Origin of the sequence: Clostridium sp. (genome assembly GCF_022482905.1) — a bacterium.
GTDB lineage: Bacteria > Bacillota > Clostridia > Clostridiales > Clostridiaceae > Clostridium_B.
Window position 1 is genome coordinate 1,089,821 of sequence record NZ_JAKVOI010000001.1, and the last position, 17,003, is coordinate 1,106,823.

At 37.8% G+C, this 17,003-nt stretch carries 13 protein-coding genes and 2 riboswitches; all 13 genes read left to right on the forward strand.

Annotated features, from left to right (window positions below):
- The first annotated feature begins 24 nt into the window (after positions 1 to 24).
- Positions 25 to 129, forward strand: a riboswitch (SAM riboswitch).
- A gap of 189 nt (positions 130 to 318) precedes the next feature.
- Positions 319 to 1,785, forward strand: a complete 1,467-nt coding sequence (locus tag LKE46_RS05460; RefSeq protein WP_291719164.1) for a nitrogenase component 1 — start codon at positions 319 to 321, stop codon at positions 1,783 to 1,785.
- 1 nt (position 1,786) lies between these two features.
- Positions 1,787 to 3,115 carry a nitrogenase component 1 gene (locus LKE46_RS05465; protein WP_291719166.1) on the forward strand — a complete coding sequence of 443 codons (1,329 nt, stop codon included), beginning with the start codon at positions 1,787 to 1,789 and terminating at the stop codon, positions 3,113 to 3,115.
- A 115-nt stretch (positions 3,116 to 3,230) separates the two neighbouring features.
- Positions 3,231 to 3,587 (forward strand): NifB/NifX family molybdenum-iron cluster-binding protein, encoded by a 357-nt coding sequence (locus LKE46_RS05470; protein WP_363316030.1) that lies wholly within the window; start codon positions 3,231 to 3,233, stop codon positions 3,585 to 3,587.
- Between the two features lie 26 nt (positions 3,588 to 3,613).
- The gene (locus LKE46_RS05475) at positions 3,614 to 4,915 is read left to right on the forward strand and encodes an O-acetylhomoserine aminocarboxypropyltransferase/cysteine synthase family protein (protein WP_291719168.1); all 1,302 of its coding nucleotides are present in this window, start codon (positions 3,614 to 3,616) and stop codon (positions 4,913 to 4,915) included.
- Between the two features lie 28 nt (positions 4,916 to 4,943).
- On the forward strand, positions 4,944 to 6,374 hold the full coding sequence (locus LKE46_RS05480; protein WP_291719170.1) for a nitrogenase component 1: 1,431 nt from the start codon (positions 4,944 to 4,946) through the stop codon (positions 6,372 to 6,374).
- Between the two features lie 4 nt (positions 6,375 to 6,378).
- Positions 6,379 to 7,701, forward strand: coding sequence for a nitrogenase component 1 (locus LKE46_RS05485; RefSeq protein WP_291719172.1), 1,323 nt, complete (start codon positions 6,379 to 6,381; stop codon positions 7,699 to 7,701).
- Between the two features lie 12 nt (positions 7,702 to 7,713).
- Positions 7,714 to 9,198 carry a nitrogenase component 1 gene (locus LKE46_RS05490; RefSeq protein ID WP_291719174.1) on the forward strand — a complete coding sequence of 495 codons (1,485 nt, stop codon included), beginning with the start codon at positions 7,714 to 7,716 and terminating at the stop codon, positions 9,196 to 9,198.
- A 1-nt stretch (position 9,199) separates the two neighbouring features.
- A complete protein-coding gene (locus LKE46_RS05495; RefSeq protein ID WP_291719176.1) occupies positions 9,200 to 10,498 on the forward strand; it encodes a nitrogenase component 1 in 1,299 nt (432 codons plus the stop codon).
- An 80-nt stretch (positions 10,499 to 10,578) separates the two neighbouring features.
- Positions 10,579 to 10,684, forward strand: a riboswitch (SAM riboswitch).
- Between the two features lie 180 nt (positions 10,685 to 10,864).
- A complete protein-coding gene (gene nifH / locus LKE46_RS05500) occupies positions 10,865 to 11,683 on the forward strand; it encodes a nitrogenase iron protein (protein WP_291719178.1) in 819 nt (272 codons plus the stop codon).
- A 92-nt stretch (positions 11,684 to 11,775) separates the two neighbouring features.
- Complete coding sequence (gene nifB, locus LKE46_RS05505) at positions 11,776 to 13,014, forward strand: nitrogenase cofactor biosynthesis protein NifB (protein ID WP_291719180.1); 1,239 nt, start codon at positions 11,776 to 11,778, stop codon at positions 13,012 to 13,014.
- A 99-nt stretch (positions 13,015 to 13,113) separates the two neighbouring features.
- Complete coding sequence (locus LKE46_RS05510; RefSeq protein ID WP_291719182.1) at positions 13,114 to 14,583, forward strand: nitrogenase component 1; 1,470 nt, start codon at positions 13,114 to 13,116, stop codon at positions 14,581 to 14,583.
- Positions 14,583 to 15,899, forward strand: a complete 1,317-nt coding sequence (locus tag LKE46_RS05515) for a nitrogenase component 1 (protein ID WP_291719184.1) — start codon at positions 14,583 to 14,585, stop codon at positions 15,897 to 15,899. The genes LKE46_RS05510 and LKE46_RS05515 overlap by 1 nt, the downstream gene beginning before the upstream one ends.
- 30 nt (positions 15,900 to 15,929) lie before the next feature.
- Entirely contained in the window at positions 15,930 to 17,000 is a 1,071-nt protein-coding gene (locus tag LKE46_RS05520; protein WP_291719186.1) for an ABC transporter substrate-binding protein, read from the forward strand.
- The last annotated feature ends 3 nt before the right edge of the window (positions 17,001 to 17,003 follow it).

The window sequence follows — 17,003 nt, forward strand, 5'->3', positions numbered from 1 at the left end:
TTGAATATACTAATAGAAGTATATAGCTTATCAAGAGAGGCGGAGGGACAGGCCCTTTGATGCCCGGCAACCTGGATTTTATTCAAGGTGCCAATTCCTGCAGGATGAAATATACCTGGAAGATAAGATAATGGAAGAAATAACCTTCCCGTATCTTTTGCAGGGGAAGGTTTTGTTTTTTATTTACAGTTAATTGGTTGACCAGATATACTGGAGACTAAGTAAAGCCGGCGATGTATATTCGTAGTGTTTTACCTAGTCTTTTTTGTCAATTGGATTTTAGTAATTATTGATAAATATAAAAGGGAGGATACAATTTTGAGCATAAATATAAAATCACCGGAAATTAAAATAAGAGAAACAAGACTTGGATCAATTACGGGCTTTTTTGGAAATGCATCCCAACTATGCGAAATGTCAAAGGGGAAAAGGCTTTGTGACAGAAAACATTCTTTCAGTCAATGCCTCGGATGCAGCTCGGGAAACGCACTTTGCCAGCTTGTAATGATACAGGATGCAGTTGTTATAAACCATGCTCCGCTTGGATGCTCGGCAGACTTTTCGGATTTTAATTTTACAAACAGAGTAGGCCAGAGAAAAAGAAATTTCAAACTTAGAAATGCCAGACTGCTGAGTACAAATCTTGAAGAAAAGGACACTATTTATGGAGGGGGAGAAAAATTAAAGACTACAATAGAAGAAGCTTTTAACAGATTCAATCCCAAGGCAATTTTTATAACTGCGTCCTGTGCATCTGGTATTATAGGAGATGATATAGAAACAATAGCTGAAGATGCAGAAAAAAAATTCAAAATACCTGTAGTGTATATTCCCTGCGAAGGGTTCAAGTCAAAGATGTGGACAACAGGCTTTGATGCTGCATATCATGGAATAATAAGAAAAATAGTCAAACCTCCTGTTAAAAAGCAAAAAGATCTAATAAATGTAATTAACTTCTGGGGAAGTGATATTTTTACAGATTTGTTTGGAAAAATAGGATTGAGGCCAAATTATATAGTTCCTTTCTCAACTATAGAGCAGCTTCAAAAAATGTCAGAGGCTGCAGCTACAGTTCAAATATGTCCTACACTTGGAACGTATCTTGCAGCAGCACTTGAGCAGGAATATGGAGTACAGGAGGTAAAGGCACCTCCTGCTTACGGAATAAAGGGAACGGATGAATGGTTTAGAGAACTTGGGAGAATTACAGGAAAAGAAGCCGAGGTAGAGGAATTGATAAAATCTGAAAAGGAAAAAATATATCCTGAACTTGAAAAGCTGAGGAGCAGGTTAAAGGGTAAAAGGGCTTACATTACAGCTGGTGCGGCACATGGTCACAGTTTGATGGCTCTTCTTGAAGACCTTGGAATGAAAATTGTGGGAGCATCCATATTTCACCATGATCCATGCTATGATAACGGGGCGGAAGCAGCTAAGAGCCTTGATCATGCAATAAATACCTACGGTGATATAGAGAATTTCAGTGTATGTGACAAGCAGGCATATGAACTGGTTAATTCGCTTAATAGATTGAAGCCTGATATATTTGTTGCACGACATGGCGGAATGTCAATTTGGGGAGCCAAGCTTGGAATACCAACCTTTTTAATGGGGGATGAGCAGTTTGGACTTGGATATCAGGGATTGATAAATTACGGTAAGAAGGTTCTGGATGTACTTGAAACTCCTGAATTTGTAAAAAATATTGCAGCCCATGCAAAATTTCCGTATACTGACTGGTGGTTCAAACAGAGGCCGGATACTTTTCTGAAGGAGGGAAAATAGCATGCCTAAAATAGTTCAGGAACCAAGACATTATTGTACCCTCGGAGCCCAGCAGTCTGTAATTGCAATAAAAGGGGCAATGCCCATACTTCATTCAGGACCTGGATGTGGTGTGAAGTTATTTAGGGGACTCAGTACGGATTCCGGATATCAGGGTACAGGATATTCAGGCGGCGGAGTAATTCCATGTACAAACGCAACGGAGAGAGAAGTTGTATTTGGTGGAATAAAGAGGCTGCGTGAAGTCATTGACGGAACATTAAAAGTATTAAAAGGAGATCTGTTTGTAGTACTGACAGGCTGCACATCCGATATAGTCGGAGATGATGTAGGCTCGTTGGTGGATGAATATAAAAAAAAGGGCATACCGATAGTTTTTGCTGAAACAGGCGGCTTCAAGGGAAGTAATTTTAAGGGACATGAAGTAGTATTGAAGGCAATAATAGATCAATTTGTCGGGGATAAAAAGCCTGAAGTTAGAAAGGGACTTGTAAATGTGTTTTCATCAATACCTTTTCAGGATACTTTTTGGGGGGGAAACCTTGGCAGCATAAAACATCTGCTTGAAAAAATAGGGCTGGAAGTAAATATACTTTTCGGACCTGAATCAGGTGGAGTGGATGAATGGAAAACAATACCGGATGCAGAATTCAATATAGTGCTTTCTCCCTGGGTCGGAGTTGAAACTGCGGAGCTTTTGAAGGCAAAATATGGGACACCGTATCTGCACTATGCCATCCCTCCTATAGGGGCAAGGGAAACAAGCAGTTTTCTAAGGTCGGTTGCTGATTTTGCAGGACTTGACAAAGAAAGTGTAGAAAAGGTAATAAAAACCGAGGAAGATATTTTTTATTATTACCTGGAAAGATCCGCCGACTTTTTTCTGGAATTCAGATACAGCATACCGGATAGATTCTTTAATATAACGGATTCATTCTATGCTTTGGGAATAAGCCAGTTTCTGTTGAATGAACTTGGCATTGTTCCCGGAGAGCAGTATATTACAGATGATACTCCAATTAAATATCAGGATTATATAAGGGATGAATTTAAAAAAATTTCAGATACAAGGGATTTTAAAATATTCTTTGAAATGGATGGAGAAAAAATAAATGAAAGACTCAGAAGATATGATTTGGGAACACACATTCCATTAATACTTGGAAGCTCCTGGGACAGGGATATAGCTGAAGAATTGAAGGCATTCAGAATAAATATATCAATACCTGTCATGCACAGGCTTGTATTGAATGGCGGTTATCTTGGATACAGCGGTGGACTGAGATTGATTGAGGATATATATGGCAATATTTTGGAGACTTATAAATAATAATTGATTGACTAGAAAACTAGAGGTCAAATTTCTTGTTGTGAGAACACAGTTCTCTTACAGGCAAATTTGATCTTTTTATTATGGAATTATTTAAAAGGAAGGATTTGATATCATGTATAAAATTGCAGTTGCGAGTAGTAATGGAGAAATAATAGACCAGCATTTTGGACAGGCCAATCAGTTCTATATATATGAAGTGAACGATGCTGACTACAAATTTGTGGAGCTTCGCAAATTGGAAAATGTGCCGGAAAATTTCAACTCTGATCATGATAAATTTTTATATATTATAAAAGCACTTTCAGGATGCAGAATTGTCGTCGTCAGCCAGATAGGTCAGGGGGCAATCAAGTTTTTAGGGAAAAACGGTATACATGCTTTTGACGTAGAGGGACCTATAGATTATGCCCTGAAAAAACTTGTGGAATACTATTATAAAGTAGACAAGATAGATAGATATTGCAATTAAAAATATAAAATCAAGGAGAGTTTGATATGTCTGAAGAAAAAGATTATGAATTTGAAACACTTCAGCTTAGAGCTGGATACAAACCTGAAGAACATAATTATGCATGTACAGTTCCAATCTATCAAACCGCATCTTTTAATATTGGTGATACGGATAGGCTCCAGAGATTGAAATCACGAGAGGAGAATGGATTTTTTTATACAAGGAGCGGAAATCCTACTCTTAATATACTTGAAAAGAGAATAACAGCACTTGAGGGAGGAACGGCTGCTATTGCTGTTTCGTCGGGAATGGCTGCAGTAGCTTATTCTCTATTGAATGCAGCAGAAGGCGGGGGAGAAATAATTGCAGTGTATTCAATATATGCAGGTTCATATAATTTACTGGAGCATACACTGCCAAAATTTGGTGTTAAAGTAAAATGGATAGAGAATCCCTATGATACGGAATCTTTTAAAAATGCAATAACAGAGAATACCAAATGCATATTCATAGAATCAATAGGCAATCCATTGATAAATGTCATAGATATAGAAACTATAGCAAATATAGCTCATGAAGAAAATATTCCACTTATTGTCGACAATACTTTTGCAACATCTTATCTTTTAAAACCATTTGAGTTTGGAGCTGATATAGTTGTTTATTCATCTACCAAATCCCTGGCAGGACATGGATCTACACTTGGAGGTTTGATTGTGGAAAATAATAAATTCGATTGGAGCAGTGGAAAATTTCCGCATTTTACAGAACCTGATTATAAAGTGGAAAATAAAAATTTGCTTGAAGTTTTTCCTGATGCACCTTTTACAGCAAGGGTAAGGCTGCACTATTTATCTGAACTTGGAGCAGTTCTAAGTCCATTCAATGCTTTTTTAATACTGCAGGGAATAGAAACATTATCTGTAAGAATTGAGAGAGAAGTTGAGAACACAGAAAAAATTATAGACCATCTATTAAATCACCCACAGGTTTCATGGGTAAGTTATCCTAATATAAAGGATGAAAGAAATTACAGAAACAGGGAGCTTTCAGAAAAGTATTTACCTAAGGGAGCAGGAAGTATATTTTCTTTTGGGTTTAAAGGAAGTCAGGAAGATATAAATAAATTTTTAAATAGTTTAAAGGTATTTAGTTTTCTTGTAAATGTTGGAGATTCAAAATCACTTGTTATACAGCCTTCCCGAACTACACATTCTTCTTTGAGTGAAGAACGGAGGGAAAAGGCAGGAGCTTTTGAAAATGCATTGAGGGTGTCTGTTGGACTGGAAAATGTTAATGATTTGATTTCAGATCTCGACCAGGCGTTTGAAAAATCACTGCAGTAAAATGATTATTTGATTTGGAGGAGATAGTATGAGTGTAGATATAGAAAAGGCTTCAGTTGAAGTGAGAGAAAGAAGGCTCGGTTCTATAACAGGATATTATGGTACTGCATCCAATCTGCGTGAAAGTTACAGCAATAAAACTCTTAAAAACTATGAGAGGAAGTTTACACAGTGTATATCCTGCAGTGCAAATCAGGTTATGAACCAGCTTTGCTGTATTCAGGATGCAGCAATTGTAGAGCATGGTCCTGCAGGCTGCAGCGGCGATATCCCGGGTCGTAATCTTGCTTATAGAACTGGAAGCAGAAACAGAAATCTAAAAGTGTCAAACTTGAAATATATAAATACAAACTTAACTGAAAAAGATATGGTTTATGGAGGTATCCCAAAGCTTGAAAGAGCAGTCAGGGAAGCAAAGAGAAGATTTGATCCAAAAGCAATATTTGTGACGACAACATGTGCTTCTGCCATAATAGGGGATGATATTGAAAGCATAGTTGATAAACTTGAAAAAGAATTGAATGTACCGGTAGTGACGATATATTGCGAGGGATTTCGATCTTCGATCTGGGCTACAGGATTTGATGCCGCATATCATGGGATTTTGAGAAAGATCGTAAAACCTGCAATAAAGAAAAAAAGTGATGAAGTGAATATAATTAATTTTCAAGGCAAGGACATATTTACTCCTCTTCTTGGAAAACTCGGGCTTAAAGTGAACTATATTGTACCATTTACGACCATAGAAAGTTTGAGCCGCATATCGGAAGCAGCAGCTACCCTGCAGATATGTTCAACCCTGGGAACATATCTTGCGTCAGGACTTGAAAAATATTTTGGAGTTCCGGAAGTAAAGGCACCGGCACCATATGGAATATCAGGTTTTAACGCATGGCTCAGGGAGCTTGGAAAGGTAGTTCACAAGGAGAAACAAGTGGAGGATTTGATAGAAGAGGAAAGGGGGAGGACAAAAGATAGAATAGCTGAACTCAGAGAAAAGCTGAATGGTAAAAAGGTGCTTATAGGTGCAGGTGCAGCCCATGGACATGGACTTGTAGCCATAATTAAAGATCTTGGAATGGAGCTTTCAGAAAATTGTACATGGCATCATGATCCTGTATTTGACAATAATGATGAAAGATCGGATACCCTTAAAAGTGATATAAACAATTATGGCGATTTTAAAATATCCGTGTGCAATAAACAATCTTTTGAAATAGTAAGAAGATTATATAAATATAGGCCTGATATTTATATAGCCAGGCATACAGGTACAATATGGGCTACAAAGCTTGGAATACCATCATTTCTTATGGGAGATGAGCACTTTGGAATCGGATATGATGGATTGATAAATTATGGAGAATTGATTCTGGATACTATAAGCAATCCGTCTTTTGTAAAGGGAATATCGGCACATAACGAACTTCCATATACAGATGATTTTTTAAGGGGGTAGAAAAATGGATGAACTACTTGAGGAACCAAGGCATTTTTGTGCACTTGGAGCACAGCAGACGGTTTCAGCCATAGAAGGAGCCATTCCAATACTGCATGCCGGACCTGGCTGCAGTGCAAAGCTGTTTGCCGGAATGGCAGGCTGCGGTGGATATCAGGGAACTGGATACGCAGGAGGAGATGCCATTCCCTGCAGCAATATGGTTGAAAGAGATGTGGTTTTTGGTGGAAAAAAGAAATTGAAAGAACTTATAGAGGGAACTCTTGGAATAATGAAGGGAGACTTCTTTGTAGTTCTTACAGGATGTACCTCGGATATAATAGGTGAGGATGTGGGAAGTATAGTAGGAGAATTTCAGAGAAAGGGAGTTCCAATAGTGTATGCAGAGACCGGTGGATTTAAGGGTGATTCGTATGCAGGCCATGAATTGGTCATGGAAGCCATAATAAATCAGTATCTGAAAGATGACGGCAGAAGAATCCCGGGGCTTGTCAATATATTTTCATCAGTTCCCATGCATGACCCGTTTTGGGAAGGCGATTTGAGGGAGATAAAGAAATTGCTCGGGAGCATAGGTCTTAAGGCAAATATATTATTTGGATATGACAGTGGAGGGATAAATGCAATAAATGACATACCCCATGCTGAGTTCAATATAGTCCTGTCACCCTGGATAGGAATAAAGACAGCCGAGCTTTTGAAGAAAAAATTTGACACACCTTATATTCACTGCCCTGTACTTCCTATTGGAGGAGCTGAAACTTCAAAATTTTTGAGGAAAATTGCAGAATTTGCAGGTGTTGATAAAAAAATTGTAGACAGAGTAGTGGAAAGGGAAGAAAATGAGTATTATCATTATTTAACCAGATTTGCAGATTTTTTTGTAGAATTCAGATATGATCTTCCCAAAAGATTTTTTAATATAAATGATTCCATATATGCACTGGCTATAAGCAAATTTTTATCAAATGATCTTGGACTCCTGCCGGGACATCAATTTATAACAGAGGATGTACCCAAGGTGTTTAGAGAGAATATCAGGAGCTATTTTAAAAATATTGCTCCAGGTATACCCTGTGAAATAACTTTTTCTCAGGACGGGGGAGTAATCAATGAAAAATTATCGGCATTTCATATAAAAACAGTACCGTTGATACTTGGAAGTTCATGGGATGTAGATATTGCTTCAAAGCTTGGAGGTATAAATTTAAGTGTTGCACTGCCTGTATCGGACAGAATAGTACTTGATCACAATTATGTTGGATATACTGGAGGTCTGAATTTAATAGAAGATATATACAATAAAATACTGTCAAGACATAGTTAGGAGGTAATTTTTATGTCAATCAATTTGAAAAACTCTCTTGCACCGTCGAGAGAAAGCCGACTGGGAGCAATTACGGGTTACGTGGGAAATCTCAATGACCTTGTAAGCAGATCCCAAAATGGTACTTTGAACAACAGGGAGAGATGTTTCAGCCAGTCAAGCTCCTGCAATGCAGGCTGTGCACTTGGACAGCTGTCTGGGATAAGGGATATTGCCGTAATAAACCATGCTCCCTCGGGATGTACTGCCATGGCTGCCAACATAAATGTAACAAACAGCCAGATGGCAGCTAAAAGGGGAATTGTAAACAACACTGTATTTGTGGGAACCGATATGAATGAAAGGGATACTGTATTTGGTGCAGCAGGTAGCCTTGGAGATATCATAAGAGAGGTATATGAAAGATACAAGCCTAAAGCCATATTTGTAGGAACATCCTGTGCTTCCGGAATTATAGGTGAGGATGTAGATAGTGTAATTGAAAAATCAAGGGAGGAAATACCGGTTCCCATAGCGGCAGTGCACTGTGAAGGTTTCAGATCCAGAGTGTGGGCATCAGGTTTTGATGCATCGGATCATGCAGTCCTAACGAGTATTGTAAAACCGCCCCTACAAAAACGAAATATAATAAATTTCAAAAACTTTTATGAAAGTGCACGAAACGAAATAACCGATATATTTGCAAATTTTGGAGTAAAACCCGTGTTCCTGTATCAGAATTCAACTGTAGAGGAGCTGGAACACCTGTCAGAGTCACTTGCCACTGTATGTATATGCGGTACTCTTGGAACATACCTTGGAAACGGGCTCGAGGAGAAATATGGAGTTCCCTATATAAGGACCATAAATCCACTTGGTGTTACCGGTTTTGAAACATGGCTGAGGCAGATAGGAAAGGTAATAAAAAAGGAAAGTGAAGTTGAAAATTATATAGAAGGGGAAAGGAAAAAATATATCCCCAAAATAGAAAAGGTTAAAGAGGAGTTGAAAGGACTCCGTGCAGTTCTTGGAATGGGACCCGGCTATACCTTTGAAGTTGCGAGAGTGCTCCAGGAACTTGGAATTGAAGTAGTATGGGCGGCATCCTGGCATTATGACAGAAAACATGACAATAATAATCTTCCGCCTGCAGCCAGCTATCTGTATAAAAATTCACCTGACAATATAAAGCTGAGTGTAACTGAGCAGCAAAACTATGAAGTGCTAAATATATTGAATGAATACAAGCCGGACATATATTTTTCGAGACATCCAGGTACTACTGTGTGGGCAATAAAACAGGGTGTTCCTGCACTCTGTGTAAATGACGAGTATATGATATTTGGTTACAGAGGAACACTGAATTTTGCATATAGTGTTCTTGATACCATTAAAAATAGAAGCTTTGAGAAAAATCTTGCCTCAAGGGTAAAGCTCCCGTACACGGATTGGTGGTACAAGCAGAAAAACTCGGCATTTTTCAAAAAATACAAAGCAGAAAAGGAAAAGGTGAAGTAATATGTCAAAAATACTGGACCAGCCAAGATATAAATGTGCCATGGCTGCCATGCAGACTGTACATGGAATAACAAATGCTATTCCAATCCTGCATTCCGGCCCTGGATGCGCAGAAAAACTTGAGAGGGATTTTGGAAGCTCGGGACATTTTTCATCCCATATATTTCCCTGCACAAATATAAGTGAAAAAGAGGTAATATTCGGAGGCGAAAAAAAACTGAAAGAAACTATAGAAAATGCACTGAAGGTCGTTGATGCAGACCTGTATGTAGTTCTTACCAGCTGCAGCTCGGAAATAGTCGGAGATGATTCGGAGGAAATTGTAAAATCATTCAAGAACTCAGAAAAACCGGTTATATACGCCTCGACACCGGGATTTAAAGGGAATAATTATCTCGGACACGAGTGGGTTGTAAAGGCGATAATAGAACAGTATTTAAAACCTTCGGATAAAAAGACAAAGGGACTTGTAAATATATGGGCAGGTATTCCCCTTCATGACCCATTCTGGGCAGGAAATTTGAGAGAACTTGAGAACCTCGTTTCACAGCTTGGACTGACACCTAATACAATATTTGGATATGGAAGAGGGATAAAAAATATAGACAAGATACCGGAAGCCGAATTCAATCTTCTGGTATCGCCCTGGGTTGGAATTGAAAATATGGAACTTTTAAAGAGCAAATTTGGTACTCCATATTTCCACTACCCGGTTCTTCCCATAGGAGCTTTTGAAACTAGCAAATTTTTGAGAGCTGTAGGTGAATTTGCAGGAATAGACGGAAAAAAGGTTGAAAAAATTGTAAACAGGAATGAAGAAGAATATTATTACTATATAGAGAGATTCGCAGATGTATTTCTGGAAACCCGTGTTATGTCCAAAAGATTTGTTGTGGTTTCCGATTCGCAGTATACTCTGGCTGTGACGAAGTTTTTGATAAACGATCTTGGACTGTTTCCATCTAAGCAGTATATAATTGATGATGCACCTCTAAAATATCAAGATGACATAAAAGGATATTTTAAAGAATTAAACGATGGTATAGAAGCAGAAGTAGAGTTTACAACGGACGGCTACAAAATAGATGAGGAGATCAGAAACACGGATTATTATGGATATCCGCTGATAATAGGAAGCTCGTGGGAGAAAAAGATTGCCAGTGAGACAAAAGCACATTATATAACGATATCATGGCCTGTTTTTGAGAGGCTCATAATAAGCAGCTCCTATGTAGGCTATAATGGAGGCCTTAGGCTGTTGGAAGACATATATTCAGTGGTGCTTACTAGATTTAATTAATAAATAAATCAAAAAAAGTTAAATTTGCTATTGACAATTATATTTAAATTAAGTATGATATATACAATAATTAAATATGGATCTTATCGAGAGTGGTGGAGGGACTGGCCCTATGATGCCCGGCAACCTGAATAATGTATTGTTCAATGGTGCTAATTCCAGCAGGTTAAACCTGGAAGATGAGAAATTTTGAAAGATTTAAGTCTTATAGTTTCTCTGTAAGATTTTTTATTTTTGATTGACTAGAAAACTAGAGGTCAAATTCTACAGGATATTTATTGAATGTATCTTGTAAGAAGTTGGCCTTTTTGTTTTCTATTGATAATTTATTCTGATTTACTTTAAAATATTTAGGAGGAAAATTAAATGAGACAAGTAGCTATTTACGGAAAAGGTGGAATTGGAAAGTCCACTACAACACAGAATCTTACTGCAGGACTGGCAGAGTTGGGAAAACATGTTATGGTAGTAGGATGTGATCCGAAGGCAGATTCCACGAGGTTGCTTTTGGGAGGATTGGCTCAGAAGACAGTCCTGGATACATTGAGGGAAGAAGGAGAAGATGTCGATCTTGATGCAATATTGAAGACAGGCTTTGGAAACATAAAGTGTGTTGAATCAGGAGGACCGGAACCGGGAGTTGGATGTGCAGGAAGGGGAATAATAACTTCCATCAACATGCTTGAACAGCTTGGTGCATATACGGATGATCTTGATTATGTTTTCTACGATGTACTTGGTGATGTTGTATGCGGTGGTTTTGCAATGCCTATACGTGAAGGAAAAGCACAGGAGATATATATAGTAGCCAGCGGTGAAATGATGGCAATGTATGCGGCAAACAACATATCAAAGGGTATAAGCAAATTTGCAAATGCCGGTGGAGTAAGACTGGGAGGAATAATATGCAACAGCAGAAAGGTTGACAATGAATATGAACTGCTTGATGCATTTGCTAAAAAGCTGGGAAGCCAGTTGATATATTTCGTACCGAGGAGTCCGGAGGTTACAAAGGCAGAAATAAACAAGCAGACTGTCATACAATATGATCCTAAGGCTAAACAGGCAGATGAGTATAGATCACTAGCTAAAGCCATAGACGGAAATGACATGTTTGTAATTCCAAAACCTATGGCACAGGAGGAATTGGAATCAATAATGCTGGAACACGGTCTTATTGGATAATAAGCAATGTTATTTAGTTGATCAGAAAAACTGAAGGCTAAAGAAATTGAAATTTTCTTTAGCCTTTTTTATTAATAATTGGGAGGAAATTTATGAGTATAGAAGCAGCAAAAAATATTGACAGTAAAACACTTCAACATCCATGTTACAACTGTATTGCCCATAAGTATGCAAGAATGCATATACCGGTAGCTCCAAAATGCAATGTAAGCTGTAATTTTTGTAATAGAAAGTATGACTGTGTAAATGAGACAAGACCGGGAGTTACAAGTGAGGTCCTGACTCCTGAGGGTGCAAGAGATAGATTCAAGGTTGTGAAAGAAAAACTGAATAATTTGACTGTAGTTGGAATAGCCGGGCCGGGAGATCCACTTGCAAATTTTGAAGAGACAAAAAGGTCAATAGAACTTATAAAAGAAGTTTCTCCTAATATTACATTCTGTCTTTCAACTAATGGACTGATGCTTCCGTTTTATGCAGATGAACTTATAAAGCTTGGAGTCAGCCACATAACGATAACAATAAATGCGGTTGATCCGAAAATAGGTGGACAAATCTACAAGTTCGTAAATTATCTGGGGAAAAAATATGAAGGTGAAGAAGCAGGAAGAATATTACTTCATAATCAGCTTTCAGGATTGAAGTATATTACCCAGAAGGGAATTGTATCGAAAGTAAACATCGTTCTTATAAAAGGGATAAATGATAATCATGTACATGATATAGTTAAAATGGCAAAAGAATGTGGTGCATATATGACCAATATAATGCCGCTTATACCGGTTGAGGGAAGTGTATTTCAAGATAGACCTACTGTAAATGATTTTGAACTGAACAAGATAAGGAAGGAATGCGGTGAAGATTTGAAGCAGATGTATCACTGCAAACAGTGCAGGGCAGATGCAATAGGAACACTTGAAGATGATGTATCGGCTGAATTCAGGGGAATTGATTTGAAAGGTATAAACAAAATTGACAACAAGAAGATAAAATTCAGATTTGCAGTTGCAACTAAATCAGGTGTAAGTATAGATGAACATTTTGGACATGCAACGCAGTTATATATATATGATGCCATAAATGGAAAAACTACTTTTGTTGAAAAGAGAAATGTGGATAAGTTCTGCAGTGGAGTAGATGAATGCAGCGGACATGATGACAGAATAACGCGTATTGTAGATGCAGTAAGTGACTGTAATGCAGTTCTGGCTTTGAGGGCAGGATTTGAACCTATAAATTTACTGGGCAGCAAAGGTATAAAGTTGTTCCAGATGTATGATCAGATAGAAAAGGGCATAAAACATGCCGTGGAATTATTGGAAAAAAGTTGACCAGAAATACTGGAGGCTAGGTATTTGTCCACTAGACAAATGTTTAGCCTCCTTTTCATATATTAAGTAATGTTTATTTTTATAGAAGGAGATGTGATTATGTCTATTAATGTTAAGAGTATAGAGGCTCCAACAAGAGAAAGCAGACTCAAATCCATTACAGGATATGATGGAACTATAAAAGATCTTGTCAAAAAAGCACAATCTGGATGTCTTAAAAATAGAGAAAGATGTTTCAGCCAGGCCAGTAACTGCAGTTCTGGATGTGCACAGGGATATTTATCAAGTATAGTCGATGCCGCTATTGTAAACCATGGAGCAGTTGGCTGTTCAGCAGATGTAATAGGAGAAACCACAGGTTTAAAATGGGGTCAGAATATAAGGAGTTGGGAAAAGACAAATGTTAAGTTGATAAATACCAACATGACAGAAGATTCTACGGTATTCGGAGGAAAGAACAAACTAAGGGAAGGTATAAGGGAGGCTTATAAAAGATTTAATCCTAAAGCTATATTTATAACTACCTCATGTGCTTCAGCAATTATTGGTGATGATATCAAAGCTATTGCAGATGAAATAGAAAGTGAAATAAAGATTCCGGTAGTTCCAGTATTGTGTGAAGGTTTCAGGTCGAAAATATGGGCTTCAGGGTTTGATTCAGCATTTCAGGCACTTCTGACGCGTATAGTAAAGCCGCCGAGAAAAAAGCGTCCTGAACTTATAAACATGATACAATTCAGTGGAAGCGGTAGAAAATATATAACTGAAATATTATCTGAGTTAGGACTTGTTCCTCAATTTGGTATTCCATATTCCAGTATAGATGAAATATCCAGAATGTCTGAAGCCGCAGCTACAATTAGCGTATGTGGAACCCTTGGAAGCTATTTTGGGAATGGACTTGAACAGAAGTATGGGGTTCCGTATGTAAAAACTATACAACCTCATGGAGTTGCAGGAATGGACAGCTGGCTGAGAGAGCTTGGGAAAGTAGTTGGAAAAGAAAAAGAAGTAGAAGATTATATAATAAAAGCAAAAGAAGAAATAAAGCCTGAGCTTGAAAAAATCAGAGAAAAGCTTAGAGGAAAAAAGGCTGTAGTAGGTATGGGCCCAAGTTTTTCACATAATTATGTAAGGGTGCTGAACGAGCTTGGCATTGAAGTAGTATGGGGTATTTCATGGCATTTTGATCAACATTATGATCATGGAAGTGTACCTGAATCTTCTATTACATTATCTAACAAGGACAAGGATATTCCTGTAAGTGTATGTGACGGGCAAAATTTTGAAGTATTGAATCTGTTAAATAAAATAAAACCTGATCTCTATATATCAAGACATCCAGGTACTACGGTATGGCCGAGTAAAATGGGGATACCGTCCATAATGGTAGCAGATGAATATACAGCTTTTGGATATAAAGGAATTATAAGCTTTGGACATAGAATAATAGATACTTTAGAGAATAACAGTTTATCTGAAGAATTATCTAAGAGGATAAAATTACCGTATAAATCATGGTGGTTTAAACAGGATGCATTTAAATTTCTTGAAGGTGAGGCGAAATAATGAGCAATCTAGTTGAGCAATTAAGACATGCATGTGCCCTTGGAAGTTATGAATCAGTACTTGCAATAGATAGAGCAGTTCCAATTATACACTCAGGACCTGGTTGTGCAGCTAAAATATGGGCAACACTTGGGCTGCAAAATGGATGTCAGGGAACAGGTTACATAGGAGGACATTCAATACCTTGTACAGACGTAGGAGAAAAAGAGGTAATATTTGGTGGAACTGATAAACTGGAAAAGGTAATTTCAAATTCTTTTAAAGTAATGGATGCTGATCTATATGTAGTGCTTACGGGATGTACTTCGGATATTGTTGGAGATTATGTAGGAGAAGTAGTAGACAGATTCAAAGCACAGGGAAAACCCATAGTATATGCTGAAACAGGAGGATTCAAGGGAAGCAATTTTATAGGACATGAACTTGTGATGGATGCTATCATAGACCAGTATCTGAAACCTGCAGATGAAATTGAAAAGGGACTCGTGAATATATGGGCTACAGTACCATATCAGGATACATTTTGGGCAGGAAATTTTGAGACTATTGAAAAACTTCTGAATTCTATAGGCGTCAAGACTAACATTATCTTTGGACACGGAAAGGGTATAGAAAATTTAAACAAAGTACCTGAGGCACAGTATAACTTGCTTATATCTCCATGGGTTGGACTTAAAAATGTAAAACACTTAAAAGAAAAGTTTGGTACGGAGTATTTACAGTATCCGGTTCTTCCAATAGGTCCAAAGGAGACAGGAAAGTTTTTGAGAACTGTAGGAGAATTTTTGAACATAGATAAAAATGTTGTAGAAAGTGAAATAAACAAGCAGGAGGACAGATATTTTTATTATCTGGAAAGGGCTGCGGATGTACTGCTTGAAACCAGACTATTGCCAAAACATTTTGTTACTATAGCAGATAGTTCATATGCTTTAGGCATATCAAAATTCTTGATAAACGATCTGGGACTTCTGCCTGAAAGGCAATTTATAACAGAAGATGTTCCAGCTGAGTACCAGGAAAAAGTACGTAATGATTTTACAGGATTTTATAATAACATTGTTCCTGAAGTCCAATTTACCGGTGACAGCGGAGATATAAATGAATATTTAGAAAGTACCGACTTCAGAACAAAACCATTGATTCTGGGAAGTGGATGGGACAGGGTGATATCCAAAAAATTGAAAGGCTATGAACTTTCCATATCCGCACCTGCAAGCGACAGGATGGTTCTTGACCGTTCATATTTAGGATATGACGGTGGCATGAGACTGATAGAAGATATTTATACTGTCGTACTTCAAGATTTTCAATAAGCAAAATCTGATTTCAAGGAGATGTATCAAATGATTAAAAAATTGTCCAGGAAAAAAATTCTGTTAATGGTTGTTTCATTGATCTGTATATCAAGTTTTGCACTAACTGCCTGCGGCAAGAGCACTTCTACTAGTTCAAGTAGTGGTTCTTCATCAGTAAAAGACAAATTGAAGCCCGATTCAGATGGATTGATTGCAATAAAAACTTCATCCAAGCTTGATTGTTCCTCTACACCCTGGGTTGTTGCGGACAAAAAAGGATTTTTAAAAAAATACGGCCTGAAAGTAGTCTATACAGGAGAAACTCAGTCAACCCAGCAAATTCCGGCAATTTTAAAGGGAGACAATTATGTAGAATCATTCCATCCGAATACATATGCACCGGCTATAGCAGGAGGAGCAAATATAATAGGTATAGGCCCTGAAGGAATAGATCCTGCTCCAAGTATAGACCCTAAATACAGACATATGTGGTGGTTTGTAAGTGCAAAAGCCAGCAAAGCCGGAGTCAAAACTTTCAAAGATCTGGTAAATTACAAGAAAGGTCAGAAGCTGAAATTTACAACAGGAGCAGCCAATATTTGTACTGATTTCATAGGTACTACTTTAGCGAAAAAGTATGGACTTCCAAAGGACAGAATAGAATGGGTTACAATGCCGGATGTTCAGGCGCTGCAGGCTCTTTCACAGGGAACAGTCGATGTATCCGCAGTACATCCTCCTTACTATAAAGGAATGGAAAAAGCAGGAAATGTAAAGATAGCGGATACCTTGGAAGCAGGTCTTGGACCAGCAGCAGGTTTGTCATACTGGGTTGTAAACAAAACCTGGGCAAAAGAAAATCCTAATGTAACCAGAAAGTTTCTCAAGGCTTTGACGGAAGCTGAGACGTGGGCAAATCATAATCCGGAAGAAGCGTCAAAATTGACTGCTGAACACATAAAACAGCCTGTTAGTGGTAATCATTACTACACTGAAAAATTGAATATAGACAATGTAAAATATCTGAAGCCTTGGCTGGAGTTTTCTGAAGAAGTTGGTTCAATACCTAAAGGCAAGGTCAAGGTTTCAGATATGGTCACAGACGAATATTACAAGTAATAA

Excerpts from the sequence above, each read along its gene's own strand:
- LKE46_RS05475 (WP_291719168.1), top strand. The coding sequence starts at position 3,614 with ATGTCTGAAGAAAAAGATTATGAATTTGAAACACTTCAGCTTAGAGCT.
- LKE46_RS05465 (WP_291719166.1), top strand. The coding sequence starts at position 1,787 with ATGCCTAAAATAGTTCAGGAACCAAGACATTATTGTACCCTCGGAGCC.
- LKE46_RS05480 (WP_291719170.1), top strand. The coding sequence starts at position 4,944 with ATGAGTGTAGATATAGAAAAGGCTTCAGTTGAAGTGAGAGAAAGAAGG.
- nifH (WP_291719178.1), top strand. The coding sequence starts at position 10,865 with ATGAGACAAGTAGCTATTTACGGAAAAGGTGGAATTGGAAAGTCCACT.
- LKE46_RS05510 (WP_291719182.1), top strand. The coding sequence starts at position 13,114 with ATGTCTATTAATGTTAAGAGTATAGAGGCTCCAACAAGAGAAAGCAGA.
- LKE46_RS05515 (WP_291719184.1), top strand. The coding sequence starts at position 14,583 with ATGAGCAATCTAGTTGAGCAATTAAGACATGCATGTGCCCTTGGAAGT.
- LKE46_RS05495 (WP_291719176.1), top strand. The coding sequence starts at position 9,200 with ATGTCAAAAATACTGGACCAGCCAAGATATAAATGTGCCATGGCTGCC.
- nifB (WP_291719180.1), top strand. The coding sequence starts at position 11,776 with ATGAGTATAGAAGCAGCAAAAAATATTGACAGTAAAACACTTCAACAT.
- LKE46_RS05520 (WP_291719186.1), top strand. The coding sequence starts at position 15,930 with ATGATTAAAAAATTGTCCAGGAAAAAAATTCTGTTAATGGTTGTTTCA.
- LKE46_RS05470 (WP_363316030.1), top strand. The coding sequence starts at position 3,231 with ATGTATAAAATTGCAGTTGCGAGTAGTAATGGAGAAATAATAGACCAG.
- LKE46_RS05485 (WP_291719172.1), top strand. The coding sequence starts at position 6,379 with ATGGATGAACTACTTGAGGAACCAAGGCATTTTTGTGCACTTGGAGCA.
- LKE46_RS05490 (WP_291719174.1), top strand. The coding sequence starts at position 7,714 with ATGTCAATCAATTTGAAAAACTCTCTTGCACCGTCGAGAGAAAGCCGA.